Annotated in this window: 13 protein-coding genes; 8 read left to right on the top strand and 5 right to left on the bottom strand. The window is 72.0% G+C overall.

Features of this window, described 5'->3' with window-relative positions:
• Position 1 precedes the first annotated feature (1 nt).
• On the bottom strand, positions 2-1,297 hold the full coding sequence (locus IEY79_RS02870) for a TerD family protein (RefSeq protein ID WP_189105671.1): 1,296 nt from the start codon (positions 1,295-1,297) through the stop codon (positions 2-4).
• A gap of 241 nt (positions 1,298-1,538) precedes the next feature.
• Here IEY79_RS02870 and IEY79_RS02865 point away from each other — a divergent pair, with 241 nt between their 5' ends.
• From IEY79_RS02865 to IEY79_RS02855, 3 genes are all read left to right on the top strand, one after another.
• Positions 1,539-2,078, top strand: coding sequence for a DUF6643 family protein (locus tag IEY79_RS02865; RefSeq protein WP_189105670.1), 540 nt, complete (start codon positions 1,539-1,541; stop codon positions 2,076-2,078).
• Between the two features lie 460 nt (positions 2,079-2,538).
• A complete protein-coding gene (locus IEY79_RS02860; protein WP_189105669.1) occupies positions 2,539-3,147 on the top strand; it encodes an Rv1733c family protein in 609 nt (202 codons plus the stop codon).
• Between the two features lie 198 nt (positions 3,148-3,345).
• Entirely contained in the window at positions 3,346-5,769 is a 2,424-nt protein-coding gene (locus IEY79_RS02855; protein ID WP_189105668.1) for a right-handed parallel beta-helix repeat-containing protein, read from the top strand.
• Positions 5,770-5,802: 33 nt separating this feature from the next.
• Here IEY79_RS02855 and IEY79_RS02850 read toward each other — a convergent pair whose 3' ends face one another.
• On the bottom strand, positions 5,803-8,205 hold the full coding sequence (locus IEY79_RS02850) for a hypothetical protein (protein ID WP_373292466.1): 2,403 nt from the start codon (positions 8,203-8,205) through the stop codon (positions 5,803-5,805).
• A gap of 177 nt (positions 8,206-8,382) precedes the next feature.
• On the opposite strand from IEY79_RS02850, the gene IEY79_RS02845 reads away from it, so the two are divergent.
• The 3 genes from IEY79_RS02845 (at position 8,383) to IEY79_RS02835 (ending at position 10,277) form a co-directional block, all read left to right on the top strand.
• Positions 8,383-9,213, top strand: a complete 831-nt coding sequence (locus IEY79_RS02845; protein ID WP_189106009.1) for a DeoR/GlpR family DNA-binding transcription regulator — start codon at positions 8,383-8,385, stop codon at positions 9,211-9,213.
• Positions 9,210-9,674 carry an SRPBCC family protein gene (locus IEY79_RS02840; protein WP_189105666.1) on the top strand — a complete coding sequence of 155 codons (465 nt, stop codon included), beginning with the start codon at positions 9,210-9,212 and terminating at the stop codon, positions 9,672-9,674. Before IEY79_RS02845 ends, IEY79_RS02840 begins: the two co-directional genes overlap by 4 nt.
• 123 nt (positions 9,675-9,797) lie before the next feature.
• On the top strand, positions 9,798-10,277 hold the full coding sequence (locus tag IEY79_RS02835) for an SRPBCC family protein (RefSeq protein ID WP_189105665.1): 480 nt from the start codon (positions 9,798-9,800) through the stop codon (positions 10,275-10,277).
• 27 nt (positions 10,278-10,304) lie between these two features.
• On the opposite strand, the gene IEY79_RS02830 is transcribed toward IEY79_RS02835, so the two are convergent.
• The gene (locus IEY79_RS02830) at positions 10,305-11,414 is read right to left on the bottom strand and encodes a PLP-dependent cysteine synthase family protein (RefSeq protein ID WP_189105664.1); all 1,110 of its coding nucleotides are present in this window, start codon (positions 11,412-11,414) and stop codon (positions 10,305-10,307) included.
• Positions 11,415-11,758: 344 nt separating this feature from the next.
• Here IEY79_RS02830 and IEY79_RS02825 point away from each other — a divergent pair, with 344 nt between their 5' ends.
• Both IEY79_RS02825 and IEY79_RS02820 read left to right on the top strand, forming a co-directional pair.
• Positions 11,759-12,076 carry a hypothetical protein gene (locus IEY79_RS02825; protein ID WP_189105663.1) on the top strand — a complete coding sequence of 106 codons (318 nt, stop codon included), beginning with the start codon at positions 11,759-11,761 and terminating at the stop codon, positions 12,074-12,076.
• 182 nt (positions 12,077-12,258) lie between these two features.
• The gene (locus IEY79_RS02820) at positions 12,259-12,819 is read left to right on the top strand and encodes an ATP-binding protein (RefSeq protein WP_189105662.1); all 561 of its coding nucleotides are present in this window, start codon (positions 12,259-12,261) and stop codon (positions 12,817-12,819) included.
• A gap of 102 nt (positions 12,820-12,921) precedes the next feature.
• Here the strand turns inward: IEY79_RS02820 and IEY79_RS02815 are convergent, their stop codons facing one another.
• Both IEY79_RS02815 and IEY79_RS02810 read right to left on the bottom strand, forming a co-directional pair.
• Complete coding sequence (locus tag IEY79_RS02815; protein WP_189105661.1) at positions 12,922-15,492, bottom strand: ABC transporter permease; 2,571 nt, start codon at positions 15,490-15,492, stop codon at positions 12,922-12,924.
• Complete coding sequence (locus IEY79_RS02810) at positions 15,489-16,262, bottom strand: ABC transporter ATP-binding protein (protein WP_189105660.1); 774 nt, start codon at positions 16,260-16,262, stop codon at positions 15,489-15,491. The genes IEY79_RS02815 and IEY79_RS02810 overlap by 4 nt, the downstream gene beginning before the upstream one ends.
• Positions 16,263-16,280 lie beyond the last annotated feature (18 nt).

The following is a 16,280-nucleotide window of genomic DNA, read 5'->3' as shown; positions in this document are numbered from 1 at the left end:
GTCACTTACGGCCGGGCGTCCAGTTCATGCCCCAGCCGTACGCGTAGTCGATGGTGCGCTGCGGGCTGACACCGCGTTCCGGCACGAGGAATCGCGCTTCGCGCTGGACGAGGAGATCGGAACCGGTATTGGTGATCAATGCCAGCGAGCAGACGGTGGAGGGAACTGTGCACTCGCCGAGCGAGAAGTCGATCGCGGCGCCGTTCTGCGGCTGGAGGGTGACCGTCGCGTCGAGATCGGCGAAGCTGCGAGCCCCTTCGTAGATCGTCACGAAGATGACCACGCGGCGCAGTTGGTGCTTGTGGTCGAGGTTGATGCTGAGATTCTCGCCGTTCGCCGAACCTCCCGTGCGGTCGTCGCCGTCGAGATGGATGAACGGCGGCTGGTGCAGCGCTCCGAAGGCATTGCCGAGTGCCTGGACGACGCCTTTGCGGCCGTCGGTCAGTTCATAGAGTGCGCACAGGTCGAGGTCGAGATCGCCGTGCATGGCGACGGCGCGGCCCAGCTTGGCGCCCCAGCCCTTGAACTGCTTGCGCACCTGCCAGCTGAGATTGACGCGCATCTCACCGGAGTTGCCGCCCTGCTTGGACAGGGAGACGGACGGCGCGTCCTTGGTCAGCGTGACCTTGCTGAGCCGCACGGGAGTGGGGGCGGCCGCGGGGGGCGCGGGCGGCGCGGGGGGTGTGTACCTGGGCGGGGCGGGTGCCGCGACCGGGGCCGGCGGCGCGGGGGCCACGGGCGGCGCGGCGGCCGCCCGCTGCGGCTCGTCGACGCTGATGCCGAAGTCCGTTGCCAGGCCTTCGAGTCCGCTGCTGTAGCCCTGGCCGACCGAGCGGAACTTCCAGGCGCCCTGGCGGCGGTAGAGCTCACCGAGGACGAACGCCGTCTCGACGGTCGCGTCCTGGCTGTCGTACCGCGCGATCTCGGCACCGGACGCCGCGTCGAGGACTCGTACGTACAGACCGGGCACCCGGCCGAAGTTGCCGCCGTCCGCCGACGCGGCGACGACGATCCGCTCGATGTCGGCCTCCACGCGCGCCAGATCGACGGACAGGCTGTCCGTCACGGTGCCGGGACCAGTGCCTTTTCCGTCGTACCGGACCGCGCCGGACGCGTGCGACGGCTGGTTGTAGAAAACGAAGTCCGCGTCCGAGCGGACCTTTCCCGCCTTCAGCAGGAGCGCCGAGGCGTCGACGTCCGGCGTCCCGGGCGCTGAACGCCATCCCAATTCGACACGCACACTCGCTGCCGAGACCGGAACATTGGCTCCTTTAAGCATGGACATGCTCGCCCCCATCGAGAGTCGGATGACCCAAAGTTTTCCGTTGCGCCAAACCTAATCGCTGAAGCGGCCGTCGCGCCCGGGCGGACCGACGAGTAACCCCTCTGGAGCTTGCCCTTTACACGATCACAACGCCGCCGGACGACCGATTTTCCCAAGTTCGCTCGCATTGGGGATCCGAAGTGGCCCAGAGCTCCCGAAAGAACCCACTAATCGGACTCCCCAACCGGCACATCGTGGGCTTAACTTATGTTCCATGACCTCCCCCCGCGCCACCTACGGCGGCGGTTACTACACCGCGCCGTCGTTCCCGGACACCCCGATCTACGACTCACTGGTCGCGGAGCGGGGCACGCCTCAGATCGCCCCGATCCGAGTGCCTTCCGCCTACGACACCGGCAGCAGCTACCAGAGCAACAGCTATCTGCCGGCGCTGCCTTCGGCGCTCCCCGCCCTTCCGGCAGCTCCTTCGCAGCCCACGCCGTCGTACGGCGGGTACCAGCCGCAGCCGGCGCAGCACCCCGTGCCGCTCCAGCACGCCCCGGCGCCCTACATTCCGCAGCAGGCCCCGCAGCAGCCCCGCGGCGGCTATCAGGGCGCCCAGCCCTATCCGGCCCAGCAGCAGCCGCAGCAGCCGCGTCCTCAGCAGCCCCGTCCGCAGCAGCAGCAACAGCAACAGCGGCCGGGCTCACCGACGGGGTACGAGGCCATGCGACCCGCCTCACCGCGTCCGGCGCCCGCGCCGGTGCAGTACGACGACCCCTACAACCGGCCCTACCAGAGCCGGGGTTACTGACACCGGGGGTCCTGGAGGCCGTAGACGCGGGGAACACACCGGGACGGACGGAGGCGGGCCGGGGAAGGACGTCGGCACCACCCGCACTTATGTTCATACGAACGACTTTGTGATGGGCATGTTCGGTATCCGGGTTGACGCGGCGCTCATCTCGACGCGCGCGCACGACCGGTGCAGCCGCCACCTCGGGGTGGAGGTCCGGCTGGCACTTCCGAGCGGGCGCGCCCGCGCCCGGCCGACGAGAGCACTCGCCGTCGAACCGCTTCCGGCCGGATCTCGTCGTCGCGGCGACGGCTCCACGGCCACCGTGTGAACACCACGACCGACCGGCACGGAGCCGGATCCGGCCCGTCGAACCGAAGGGTGATTTCGCTCTCCCTTCGGCCCTTTTGTGCGTGCGGCGCCTCTCGCGGGGCTATCACGGACTGGGGAACGTACGGAATCCGGAAGGGGCGGCGCGATGCGAGCGGTCGTGGGGCTGCGGCGCTGGCGGCACAACCCGCTGCGCAGAAAGACCGATCTTGTCGAGGCATGGGTCGCGCTGGGCGCCCTGCTCCTGCTGATCCTCGCCGTGCCCGTGATTGGCTGGATCTCGGGCTCCCTGACCGACGGCGCGTTCCGCCGGACGATCCAGGCGCAGCACGAGGAACGGCACCACACGCGGGCTCTGGTGGTCCGCCACGCCCACGCGCCCGCCCGTGTGACGCTCGACCCCGAGACCTCGGCCGCGCGCGACACGGGACGGCCCGTGATCGCCAAGTGGACGGCCCCGGACGGCAGTCGGCAGACCGGAGTCGTCCGCTCGGCGCCTGCGCGCATCCGGGCGGGCGAGACCTTCCCGGTCTGGACCGACGGTGAGGGGCGGCTCTCCAAGCGTCCGGTCGACCTCACCACCGCCCGTACGCACGCCGTGCTGGCGGGCCTCGGGGTGGCCTCGCTCGCCGCCGGTCTGGTCGAGGCCGGCCGGCGGCTGATCGTGTGGAAACTCAATCGGCGCCGGTACGCGCGCCTCGACGTGGCCTGGGCCAAGGCCGGTCCCGACTGGGGCCGTACGGGCGCGGGCAGCTGAGCTCGGGGGCCGGGCGGCCCTTCTCCCGGCGGCCGGAACGACGGCGGGAACCGCTCTTGGGTCAACTCACCGGTGCCGCGCGCGCTACGGTGGTGCGACCCGGTCCTCTGTGGCGGCCGGGACTTCCTTGAGTTGACCCCGGAGCGGGTCCGGTCGGCACAGACGCGCAGGCGCACGAGGTGGGGACAGAACAACACCATGGCACAGGGCACCGTCCAGGTGACGCACACCGGCACCTCGCGTTGGCGCCGCCGTACCGGCGAGTACGCCTCTCTCGCCGCGGCCCTGGAGGCCGCGAGCGACGGCGACATACTCACCGTCGCGCCGGGCACCTACCGGGAGAATCTCGTCGTCACGCGCGCCGTCACGCTGCGCGGGCCCGAGGGCTCGGCGGGCTCGGTGCGAATCGCGCCGCCGGACGGCGTGCCGCTGACGGTGCGCGCCTCCGCGACCGTCCACGACCTGCATGTGGAGGGCCAGGACACGACCGCGCCCGCGCTGCTCGTGGAGGACGGCACCCCGGAGCTGACGGATCTGCGGATCGTCACACGCTCGGCCGCCGGGATAGAGGTACGGGGGGCCGCGCGTCCCACCGTCCGCCGCTGCACGGTCGACAATCCGGCCGGGGTCGGTGTCGCCGTACTCGACGGCGCCGGCGGGGTCTTCGAGGACTGCGAGGTGGTCGCGGCCGGGCAGTCGGGCGTCTCCGTACGTGGCGGGGCGCACCCCCGGCTCGAACGGTGCCGGATCCACCACGCGTCGGGCGGCGGCCTGACCGTCACCGGCGAGGGCAGCGGGCTGGAGGCCGTCGGCTGCGAGGTGTACGAGATCAAGGGCACCGGTGTGCAGATCGCCTCGCGCGCCGCCGCCCATCTCACCGACTCCAGCGTCCACCGCACGTCGGCGGACGGCATCACCCTCGACACGGACGCGGTGCTGACGCTCTCCGACTGCGACATCCACGACATCCCGGAGAACGCGGTCGATCTGCGCTCCCGCTCCGTCCTGACGCTGACCCGCTCCACGGTGCGGCGCTTCGGCCGCAACGGTCTGTCGGTCTGGGACCCGGGCACTCGCGTGGACGCCAACCAGTGCGAGATACACGACAGTACGGGCGACTACCCGGCGGTCTGGGTGAGCGACGGGGCGACGGTGGTCCTCGACTCGTGCCGTGTGCACGACGTGCCGGACGCGCTGTTCGTCCTCGACCGCGGATCGCGCGCGGACGTCGTGGACAGCGACCTCTCCCAGGTGCGCAACACGGCGGTGTCGGTGAGCGACGGCGCGACGGCGCAGCTCGACGACTGCCGGATCAGGGAGGCCGCCACGGGTGCCTGGTTCCGCGACCACGGCAGCGGCGGCACGCTCAACTCCTGCACCATCGACGGTGTGCAGACCGGTGTCATCGTCACCAAGGGCGCCGACCCCACCATCGAACGCTGCACGATCACCTCGCCCGCCGAGGCCGGTTTCTACGTCTCCGCCGAGGGGCGCGGCACGTTCCACGACTGCCGGGTGACGGGCAGCGGCGGTTACGGCTTCCATGTGATGGACGGCTGCCGTACGACGCTGACGCGCTGCCGCACCGAGCGCTGCGCGCGCGGGGGTTACGAGTTCCCGGACGGCGGTACGCCGGGTGCCGACGGCCCCGGTCCGACCGTGGAGGACTGCACCAGCGACGAGAGCGGTGTGCTGGTCGCGGCGCCGCAGCCGACGGCCGTGCTGACGGCCACCCAGACGACCGGGCTGCTGGGCGCGGTCCCGGCGCAGAGCGCCACACCGGTGGCGGACGCACCCCCGGCCGAGCCGGTACGGGATCCGGGCAAGGTCCTCGGTGAACTCGACGCGCTCGTGGGCCTGGAGAGCGTCAAACGTGAGGTCCGCGCCCTGACCAACATGATCGAGGTCGGCAGGCGCAGGCAGCAGGCCGGACTCAAGGCCGCGTCCGCCCGCCGCCATCTGGTCTTCACCGGCTCCCCCGGCACCGGCAAGACGACGGTGGCCCGGCTGTACGGCGAGATCCTCGCCTCCCTCGGGGTGCTGGAGCGCGGGCATCTCGTGGAGGTCTCCCGGGTGGACCTGGTGGGTGAGCACATCGGCTCCACGGCGATCCGTACGCAGGAGGCCTTCGACCGGGCGCGTGGCGGTGTGCTCTTCATCGACGAGGCGTACGCGCTGTCGCCCGAGGACTCGGGCCGCGACTTCGGGCGTGAGGCGATCGACACCCTGGTCAAGTTGATGGAGGATCACCGGGAGGCGGTGGTGGTGATCGTTGCCGGGTACACGGTCGAGATGGAACGCTTCCTCGCGGTCAACCCCGGTGTGGCGTCACGCTTCTCACGCACCATCACCTTCAGCGACTACGACGCGGACGAGCTGCTGCGGATCGTGGAGCAGCAGGCCGAGGAGCACGAGTACCGGCTGGGTGCGGGCACCGCCGAGGCGCTGCTCAAGTACTTCGCCGTCCTGCCCAAGGGCCCGGCCTTCGGCAACGGCCGTACCGCGCGTCAGACGTTCGAGTCGATGGTGGAGCAGCACGCGAGCAGGGTCGCCCAGCTGCCGGAGACCAGCACGGACGACCTGACACTGCTCTACGCGGACGATCTGCCCGAACTCCCCTGACTCCGGGCCGGATCGGCACCGTGACCTTCCCGCTCAGCCGGTCCGTCGCTCCGCCGTCGCGGTGCCGTCGCGCTGTTCCGGCAGTGCGGGCGGCAGCCGGTCGAGCAGCGCGGCGCGCTCCTCGGCGAAGACGGGGTCGGCCTGGTACTCGGAGTGGCCGAGGATCGGTTCGGGCAGCGGGTGGCGCTCCGTACGGCCGTAGGCGAGCGGATCCTTCAGCGGTCCCCGGTCCACGGCCGGTCCGTCGGCGTCCAGCCGGACCGGGCCCCCGATCGGGTCGGTGGCGCGCCACAGGTTGCGCCAGCAGTGCACCTCCCTGCCCAGGTCGCTGAGGGGCGCGGCACCGAAGTAGGCGGGGAACCAGCGGCCGTACAGCCGCTCCAGCGGTGAGCCGTACGTGAGCAGTCCCACCTGGTGGCGGGTGCCCTCGCGCAACTGCCAGACGGCGGCGGCGGCCAGCACACTGCCCTGCGAATGCCCGGAGATGACGAGGCGTCCGCCGGTGCGGGCGGTCCAGGAGGCCATCCGCCAGGTGAGGTCCGGTACGGCGCGCTCCGCGTAGCACGGCGGCGCGAAGGGGTGCGAGGCGCGCGGCCAGAAGGTGCCGACGTCCCAGAGGATGCCGATGGTGCGCCGGGCGGAGGCGTCGCGGTAGGCGCGGCGGCCCCAGGTCACGAAAAGGATGAACCCGAAGCCGATCAGCCAGGAGCCGAGCGCCTGCGCGGTGTCCGCGATCGACTGGATCAGCGCGGGTCCGCCCTCGGCGGCCCGGCCCGGCACGTCCCCGCTCAGCCACGCGCCGACGACGGCGCCGGTGCCGAGCAGGAGCGCGGCGCCGGAGACCAGTCCGACCAACCAGGGCGCCGCGTCGGTGAGTTGGGCGCGGGCGCGGGCGCCGGCGATCCTGCGGGTACGGACGGAGTCCGGGGTGACCTTCGCCTCCCGGGACCCGTACTCGGCCTCGACGACCGGCGCGAGGCGCCGGCCGGTACGCACGGTGCGTACGGCGAGGACGACGACCGGGATCACCAGGAGCACCAGCAGGACGGGGATGACGGCGGCCTGCCAGCTCAGCAGCACCGGCGGTCCGGCGATCGTCCCCTCCCCCATGCCCGGCGTGCCGGACCCGTCGAGCCAGTCGCCGACACGCTGGGCCACACCGCCGGTCATCACCCCGGCCAGGGCGCAGGCCAGCATGGCGACGGCCGGGCCGCCGAGTCCGTACAGCGCGATCCTGGCGTGCGGGGCGCGTCGGTGCAGGGCGAGGGCCGCCGTCGCGAGGCCGACGACGAGAACGCCTTGGGCGATTGTCAGCACCGAGAACGTGACGGCGCCGGGCAGTGTGCCGGAGGAGACCCAGTCGGGGCGGGACCAGGCGGCGTACACCACCGCGACGCCGACCAGGGCGAGGGAGACGGCGGGCAGCCGGCTGACGAGGGCCTTGTCGAGCGAGCCGTCGCGCTTGCGCTCGCTGCGGCCCCTGCTGCACACCACCCAGAGCACAACGAGCGCACCGGCGACGAGAGTTGCCTGGAGCAGCCAGCCGACGGTCTCCCTGGCGGCGCTGGAGGCGCCGCGGTCGTAGCGGGCCGCGGCGCCGGTGACCGCGCCCGCGACGGTGAGGAATCCGGCGGCGGTGTGCGCCGCGCGCAGGCGGGCGACGAGCCGGCGGCCGTACCAGAAGCCGGGCCTGGCGAGCGCGGGGCGGTAGGCGTCCGCGGCGTCGCGGGAGTCGGGGACGCCGGGGGTGTTGACGACCTCCGTGTCCGGATCCCGCGGGCTTCCGCCCGGACCGGCGTCGGTCGGCGGGCGCTGCGCCTCGTAGGCGCTCCAGGTGCGGTTGGAGAGATACCAGAGCAGGCCCACCAGGGCGGCCGGTATCAGCGCGGCCAGCGCGAGCCGGCGGCCGGGCTGCGCCCACCAGCCGTCCCCCGTCGCCGACAGGAAGCCCAGCCAGGACCGGTCGTCCGCGCAGCCGGCGGAGCCCGCGCACTGCCAGGCCACCAGGTCGAGGGCGACCTCACAGGCGGCGGCGGTCAGCAGCACGGTGAGGGTGAGGGCGAGCAGCCGTACCAGCACCCCGTACAGCCGCTGGGTCCTGGCCAGTCCGTTGGTCGCCGGGCGCATCCAGTGCGCCAGATTGACGACCATGAAGGGGAGCAGCAGCAGCCACAGGGCTCGACTGGCGTTGCCCGAGGTGAGGTTGGACCAGCAGTACGCCTCGGGCACCGGCCCGTCCTCGTACCGCTCGGGGTGGGACTCGGCGTCCTCGTCGTCGGGACGCCGGTAGATGGCCGCCGTCTCGTCGCCGGTGATCCGGACCGTGTACGGATCGGCCAGCATCTCCTGCGGGGTGGCGCCGCCGACGCCGTGGACCAGCAGTTCGAGCGCGGCCCCGCCGCTCCGGTCGGCGGTCTGCTCAGAGGACACGTCGATGACTCGCTCTCAGGTGGCGTTTCGCGGGCGGCGTCCGCCCCTAGGGGGGTGTCCCCGGGGCCGGCCGGGCCGACACCTGCGTACGGGGCCCAACAGCGTGGGAGGATGAGGAACCCTGATGATCAGCTGTGTACGGCGGCCGCGCACGACGCCGACGTGGAAGGACAGGCCCCGGTGGTGAGCGACAACCAGAACCTCCTCGCGGAACAGCGACGGGCCCTGATCCTCGACGAGGTGCGCCGCCGAGGCGGTATCCGTGTCAACGAGCTGACGCGCAAGCTCAACGTCTCCGACATGACGGTCCGCAGGGACCTCGACGCACTCGCCCGGCTCGGCGTCATCGAGAAGGTGCACGGCGGCGCCGTCCCCGTGGTCGAGGCGAGCACCCACGAGCCGGGCTTCGAGGCCAAGTCGGAGCTGGAGCTGAGCGCCAAGGAGGACATCGCGCGGGCCGCCGCCGCCATGGCCGTGCCGGGCCGGGCCATCGCCCTGTCGGGCGGGACGACCACGTACGCCCTGGCGCACCATCTGCTGGACGTGCCCGATCTGACGGTCGTGACGAATTCGGTGCGGGTCGCCGACGTGTTCCACGCCGCGCAGCCCGCCGGTACGTCGGGCGGTCAGCGCGCGGGCGCGGCCACCGTCGTACTCACAGGTGGTGTCCGTACACCGTCGGACTCGCTGGTCGGCCCGGTAGCCGACCAGGCGATCCGCTCGCTGCATTTCGACGTGCTCTTCCTGGGCGTGCACGGGATCTCCGCCGAGGCCGGTCTCTCCACGCCGAATCTGGCCGAGGCGGAGACGAACCGCCGTTTCGTGCGGTCGGCCCGCCGGGTGGTGGTCGTGGCCGACCACACCAAGTGGGGCACGGTGGGCCTGAGTTCGTTCGCGACGCTCGATCAGGTCGACACACTGGTCACGGACGCCGGGCTGTCGCCCGAGGTGCGCGAGGAGATCACCGAGCATCTCCCCGGCCTGGTGGTCGCCGGTGAGTCGGCGGACCGGTGAGCGTCTTCCGTGTCTCCCGCCGTACGTCGCTGCCCGCCGACGAGGCCTGGCGGCGGATCACCGACTGGCCGGCGCACGGTCGGCGAGTGCCGTTGACGCGGACGCTCGTGGAGACGCCGGGCCCGACCGGGACGGGAACGGTGTTCGTGGCGCGTACGGGACTCGGGCGCGTGCGGTTCGACGACCCGATGGAGGTCGTGCGCTGGGAGCCGCCGACGGCGGGGAGCCCCGGCCACTGCCGGCTGGAGAAGCGCGGCCGGGTGATCACGGGCTGGGCCGAGATCGAGGTGACGGAGACGGCGGCGGCGGAGACCGTGCCGGAGAGCGGTGGTCGCACGCTGGTGCGCTGGTCGGAGGAGCTGCGCGTCAGCTTCCTCCCCCGCTTCCTGGACCGCCTGACCGCGCGCGCCGGAAGCGCCGTCTTCGGCCGCGTGGTCGACGGGCTGCTGCGCGAGTCCTGACCGGTCGTACGAGCCGAGGAGGCGGCGGCCGGCTGATGCGCGGGGTCCCCGGACGTCGGGCACTGACGGAGAGTAGGCTCCGGCGACACGACCGTGCGTCTATCTCCCTGGGACGTGATGTTCATGGCAGTCCGTCAACTGCGCCCCGTCGACGTCGGGTTCGCCGAGTCCGCCCCCGTGCGGCTGGTCTTCAGCGGTGAGGTGAGCGCGCCGCCCGGCGCGGTGTACCGGGCGCTGGCCGAGGAGACCGAGGCGTGGCCCCAGTGGTTCACGGCCGTGACCGCGGCGCGGTCGACGCCCGGCGGACGTGAGGTCCGGCTGCGGATGGGCGGGACGTTCACCGAGACCGTCCTCGTCGCCGAGCCCGACGTCCGCTACGCCTACCGCGTCGACACGTCGAGCACCCCCGGGGCGCTGGCGGGGGTGGAGGACTGGCGGCTGACACCCGCCGGTACCGGCACACGGGTGAGCTGGACGTTCGCGGCCGACGGCAGCAGGCCCTTCCTCTTCTTCCTGCGGACGTTCCGCCCGGGACTGGGGCGTACGTTCACCGTGTCCATGCGCCGGCTGGACCGCCGGCTGGCCGCGTCACCGTCCCGCTGACCTGAGCGCGGGGCCTGGAACCGCCGTTCAGGCCGGCCAGGTGCCCGTCCGAAGGAAGTGCTCGATCGTGGCGGTGTACGGCGCGATGTCGATGCCCTGCGCGGCCAGCCAGTCGTCGGAGTAGTACTTGTCGAGATAGCGCTCGCCCGGGTCGCAGATCAGCGTCACCACACTGCCCTTGTGCCCCTCGGCCACCATCTCGGAGACGATCTTCAGCGCGCTCCACAGCCCGGTGCCCGTCGAACCGCCCGCCTTGCGGCCGATGTTGCGCTCCAGCAGGCGTACGGCGGCGATGCTCGCCGCGTCCGGCACCTTCATCATCCGGTCGATGGCCCCGGTCACGAAGCTCGGTTCCATACGCGGTCTGCCGATGCCCTCGATGCGTGAGCCGCGTTCGCCGCAGGCCTGGGGGTCGCGGCGGGTCCAGCCGTCGAAGAAGCAGGAGTTCTCCGGGTCCGGGACGCAGATCATGGTGTCGTACTGCGTGTAGCGCACGTAGCGGGCGATGGTCGCCGAGGTGCCGCCGGTGCCGGCCGTCGCCACGATCCACGCGGGCTCGGGATAGCGCTCCAACCGCAGCTGCTGGTAGATCGATTCGGCGATGTTGTTGTTGCCCCGCCAGTCGGTGGCGCGTTCCGCGTACGTGAACTGGTCCATGTAATGTCCGCCGGTCTCGGCGGCGAGGTTCGCCGACTCCTCGTACATCCTGCGCGAGTCGTCCACGAAGTGGCAGCGCCCGCCGTGGAATTCGATGAGCCGGCACTTCTCGGGGCTGGTGGTGCGCGGCATGACCGCGATGAACGGGACGCCGATCAGCTTCGCGAAGTACGCCTCCGAGACCGCGGTCGAACCGCTGGAGGCCTCGATGACGGGCTTCCCGGGGCGGATCCAGCCGTTGCAGAGCCCGTACAGGAACAGCGAGCGGGCGAGGCGGTGCTTGAGGCTCCCGGTCGGGTGGGTGGACTCGTCCTTCAGATACAGGTCGATGCCCCAGCGCTCGGGCAGCGGGAAGAGCAGGAGGTGGGTGTCGGCGGAGCGGTTGGCGTCTGCCTGGACCTTGCGTACGGCCTCTTTGAGCCAGGCCCGGTACTCGGGATCGGCGCGATTCACGTCGATGGTCTGCTGCCGCTCCGTCATGCGCGCCGTCCTTCGTCCCGCCTGTGCCCGTGTCCCGCGCGTGCACCCGCTCCGGTCCCGGCGCAACAGTAAGCCCTCGACCTGCGCAAACCGCGCCTTTGGGTATCCATAGCCGCGCCTTGGGCACGGGGTCCGCGGGGCGGCGCGCGCCGGTTGGGGCATGCTGTCGACGTGTGCTCGACGCGTTGAAACGAGTGCTCGACGCGTGGTCGACGCGTGGTCGAGGCACTGTCGACGCGTTGTCGATGCGTTGTCGGGGAAGTCCGGGGAAGTGGCTCTGGCGTCCACGCGTCGAGTTGTGCAGACTTCCCTACAGGGAGCAGTACGAAGGGGGCGGATCAGCCATGGCGGAGCCGGAGTTCAGTGCCAGCGGCGTCGAGATCGAGCGCTGGCCCCGCTCGCTCACCAAAGCGGGCCGGGTGCTCATACAGGACGGCAGACTGGCGCTTCTGACCAGCTACGGGCGGGTCATCGACAGCGCGCCCCTGCGGGCGGTACGGGCGGAGAAGCCGTGGTTCCGGGGTGACGACAGCACGGTGGCGACCGTGAACGGCACCCGCTACCGGCTCACCATGGGCCGGGACGGCCGACGGCCGGAGGGCCGGCTGCTGGCCGGGCGCTTCCTGGAGGCGGTACGCAGCGCGGGTACGGCGAAGACCTGACGCCGGGCGCCGCGAGTTGCGGTCCCGTATCACATGGTTCACTCTGGTGTACATCACTCAGGGTGAACCGGTGGTGACGCTGCGATCCAGCCCCGCCGGGCAAGACAGCAGCGAGCCTCGCGAGTGAGCTGCTGGATTTGATCTCATGCCTTCTTCCGGACCTCAATCGGGGAGTCGCAGCCGTGATCAGCCAGCCGAGCAGGCAGTGCACGGTGGAGCTCCAGGCCCTGCCGTCGCGGATCCGCCAGGTCCGCAGAATCGTTTCTGCGCAATTGCGCTACTGGCAGCTCGACCCACTCATCGACCAAGCCGCGCTCGGTGTGACCGAGCTGCTGACCAACGTCCACCGGCACGCACAGCCGGACAAGATGTGCACCGTCGACATCCGACTGCTGCTCGACCGGCTCACGGTCGCGGTCCACGACCACGACCCGCGCCTGCCGACCATCAGGGAAGCCGATCCGCTCGATGTGTGCGGGCGCGGGCTCGCACTCATCGAGGCGGTCAGCGAGAGCTGGGGGGTGCGCGCGGAGGGTGACGCGGGAAAGGTCATCTGGTTCACGCTCCCCGCCCCGTCGGGCGCCGCTCCGCCCCGGCACCGGCTGTACGGCGCCACGACCGACGGACCCTTCTCGGGCGGCTCCTCGGCGGGCGGAATCATGGCGGGCAGTCCCTTCGCCGGCTTCCGGACCGTCGCCGGGAGACGCGAACATACCGCCGCCCGGTCAGCCGTCGTCGGCTGACCGGGCGGGGGCGCGCCACGCCTCGGCAGAGCGAGGCGTGACCGGGTCTGGACGTTCACCGCGCCAGGACGGCACCGCGTCTGGACGGCACCGCGCCACCGGTCACTCGGTGGCGACGGCGCGCAGTACGTCGAGCCGTGCCGCCCTGCGCGCGGGCCGCCGGCCGGCGATCGCTCCGGCCGTCAGGCCGACCACTCCGACGACCATCAGCTGGGCCGGCGGCACGGCGAAGGCGAAGGGCGTGTCTCCCGCGCCCTCGGCCGCCTTCACGATGACCCAGCCGAGCAGCCCGCCGAGTGCCAGTCCGCCCGCCGTACCGAAGGCTGCCACCAGCACGGACTCCCAGCGGACCATCGCCCGCAGTTGGGCCCTGGTCTGGCCGACCGCGCGCAACAGGCCCAGTTCCCTGGTGCGTTCGTGGACGGCTAGCGTGAGGGTGTTGGCGATGCCGAGGAGCGCGATGACGACGGCGAGGGCGAGCAGCGCGTAGATCAGCGTGAGCATCATGTCGATGGCTCCCGCGGAGGTCTCCGCGTACTCGTCACGTGTCTGGACGTCCGGGTTGCCGAACGGCGCCGCCGCCTTCTCCACGGCAGCCCTCGCCTCGGCGGCGGGCACGCCGTCCCTGAAGGTGACGGAGACGAGGGTGTCGGCGTCCTGCGTCCGGTGCGGGGCCCAGGCGGCGCGGGTGATGACGTAGTCGCCCGCGAGTTCCGACCGCTCGTAGACCGCCTTGACCGTGAAGGTCTCCTTCCGGCCGTCGGCGAAGGTGAGTTGGACCGTGCTGCCCCTCCGCAGATTCCGGTCGTCGGCCCCCGGGCGCGACACCGCGATGTCGTTGGTGCCGAATCCGTCGAACGAGCCGTCCACGGAGCCGAGATCGAAGCCCTCGGCGAGCGCGGCCGGGTCGGTGACGGTCAACTGACGGCCGTCCCCGCCGACCTCGGCCACTCCCCTGCCGAGCCCCACGGCCGAGCCCACCTCGGGGAGTTCGGCCAGGGCGGGCGTGAGCCGGGGGCTGAGCCCGCTGCCCCCGCCGCCGAACGCCGGCACGCTGACCGCGAGGTCTCCCGCGAAGGAACGGGACACCGTCCGGTCCATCGTCGCCTTCAGCGAGGCGCCGAAGACCGTGAACAGGGACACCACGGCGACCCCGATCATCAGCGCGGTGGCGGTCGCCGCCGTGCGCTTGGGGCTGCGCAGCGCGTTGCGCCTGGCCAGGGCACCGGAGACGCCGCGCAGCCGGTCCAGCGGCGCCCCCAGGAGCCGCACGGCGTACGAGGAGGCCACCGGGCCGAGCACCACGAAGGCGGCGAGGGCGAGGACGGCTCCCGTCCCGGCGAGCACGAGGGACGGCGTGGCGAAGACGCCGGCCAGGATCGTGCCGATCCCGGCCAGGCCCACCACCGTACCGACGACCGACCTGGTCCTGGAGGCGCCCGAGTCGTCCACGGCCGTCTCGCGCAGCGCGGCCAGCGGTGCGGTGCGCCCCGCCCGTACGGCCGGCAGAAGCGCGGAGCCGAGACAGACGGCCACACCGACGGCGAGCGGGAGCAGCATCGAGAGCGCGCCGATCACCAACGGCCCCTCGGGGAAGGGGAATCCGATGACCGGGAACAGGGCCCGCATCCCTGCGGCGATGCCGATGCCGCCGAGCAGACCGGCGGCCGAGGCGACCAGTGCGACGACGCTCGCCTCCGCGAGCGTGGCGCCCACGACCTGGCGCCGGGAGGCGCCGAGGGCGCGCAGCAGCGCGTTCTCGCGGGTGCGCTGAGCCACCACGATGGCGAAGGTGTTGTGGATGGAGAAGGTCGCGACGAGCAGCACGATGCCGGAGAAGACGAGGAGCAGCGTGGTGAACAGGCTCAGGAACTGACCGGAGATCATTTCCTGGTTCTCCTCGGCGGACTCCTGTCCGGTGATCGCCTCCACGCCTGACGGCAGGACCGCCCGCAGGGCGTCGGCGAGTTCCTCCTGGCCGGTGCCGGGACCGGCACGCACCTGGATGCTCGCCGCCCCGCCCGGCTTCGGCATGAGGTACTTCTCCGCGTCGGCCCTGGTCATGCCCGTGTAGGTGACCTGGGCCATGCCGTCCTCGCCGCCGAACGTCGTCAGGCCGACGACCGTCACCCGCACGGGATCGGGCGTGCGGAGCACGGTGGTGTCGCCGATGTTCAGTTTGCCGGCCTCGGCGGCGCCTCGGTTGAGGACGACCTCGCCGCTCCTCTCCGGCAGCCGGCCGTCGGCGAGTCGGTACGGGTTGAGCCGGGCGTCGTCGATCCAGTTGCCGACGACGGTGGGCGGGCCCTGGCCGCCGACGGGCTCGCCGTCGGAGCCGACGAGTTGTCCGGCGCCTTCGATCCTGGGTGCGACGGCCGCGACGCCCGGGACCCGTTCGATCTTCTCGATCAGTCCGGTGTCGACCGGCTCGCGGGTGCCGAGCGAGTCGCCCGGCACCGTCACCACGTCGGCACTGCGGACGACGGCGTCGGTGCCGCCCGCCGCGTCGCCGAACATGGTGTCGAAGCTGCCGCGCAGGGTGTCGCCCATGACGAGGGTGCCCGTCAGGAAGGCCACGCCCAGCAGGACGGCGGTGAAGGTTCCGGCGAAGCGCCGCTTGTGCGCGCGGAGCGAGGAGACGCTGATACGCAACGAGGCGCGCGTCCCGCTCATGACCGCACCCCCGCGCCTGCCTGGCCGCCGCTCGCGGACGTACCGCCGGCGGACGCGCCGAGCGTCCGGGGGTCGAAGTCCTTCAGCCGGTCGAGCACCCGCTCGGCCGTCGGGTCCGGCATCCGGTCCACGAGGCGTCCGTCGGCGAGGAAGACGACCTCGTCCGCGTGGGCCGCGGCGACCGGATCGTGCGTGACCATGACGACCGTGCGGTTCGTACGGCGCACGGTGCTGCCCAGCAGCCGCAGGACCTCCTCGCCGGAGCGCGAGTCGAGATTGCCGGTGGGCTCGTCCGCGAAGACGACGTCGGGGCTGCCCGCGAAGGCGCGGGCCACCGCGACGCGCTGCTGCTGGCCGCCGGAGAGTTCGCTCGGACGGTGGTGCAGACGGTCGCGGAGACCGACGACGTCGATGAGGGCGTCGTACCACTCGTCGTCCCGCGCGCCTCCGGCCAGGTCCGTCGGGAGGGTGATGTTCTCGGCGACGGTCAGGGTCGGAATGAGATTGAAGGCCTGGAAGACGAAGCCGACGCGCTCGCGCCGCAGCAGCGTCAGTCGGCGGTCGTCCAGCGTGCTCAGTTCGGTGTCGCCGATGAGCGCGGAGCCGGAGGTGAGGGTGTCGAGTCCGGCCGCGCAGTGCATGAGCGTGGACTTGCCGGAGCCCGAGGGCCCCATGATCGCGGTGAAGCGGCCGGCCGGGAAGCCGACGCTCACCCCGTCCAGGGCCCGCACCTCCGTATCGCCCCTGCCGTAGACCTTCACCGCGTCCACGACCCGGGCGGCGTACGC

This window comes from Streptomyces camponoticapitis (assembly GCF_014646115.1).
Lineage (GTDB): Bacteria > Actinomycetota > Actinomycetes > Streptomycetales > Streptomycetaceae > Streptomyces > Streptomyces camponoticapitis.
Note: the sequence above shows the minus strand (reverse complement) of the source record. Positions and strands in the feature narration are given on the sequence as shown.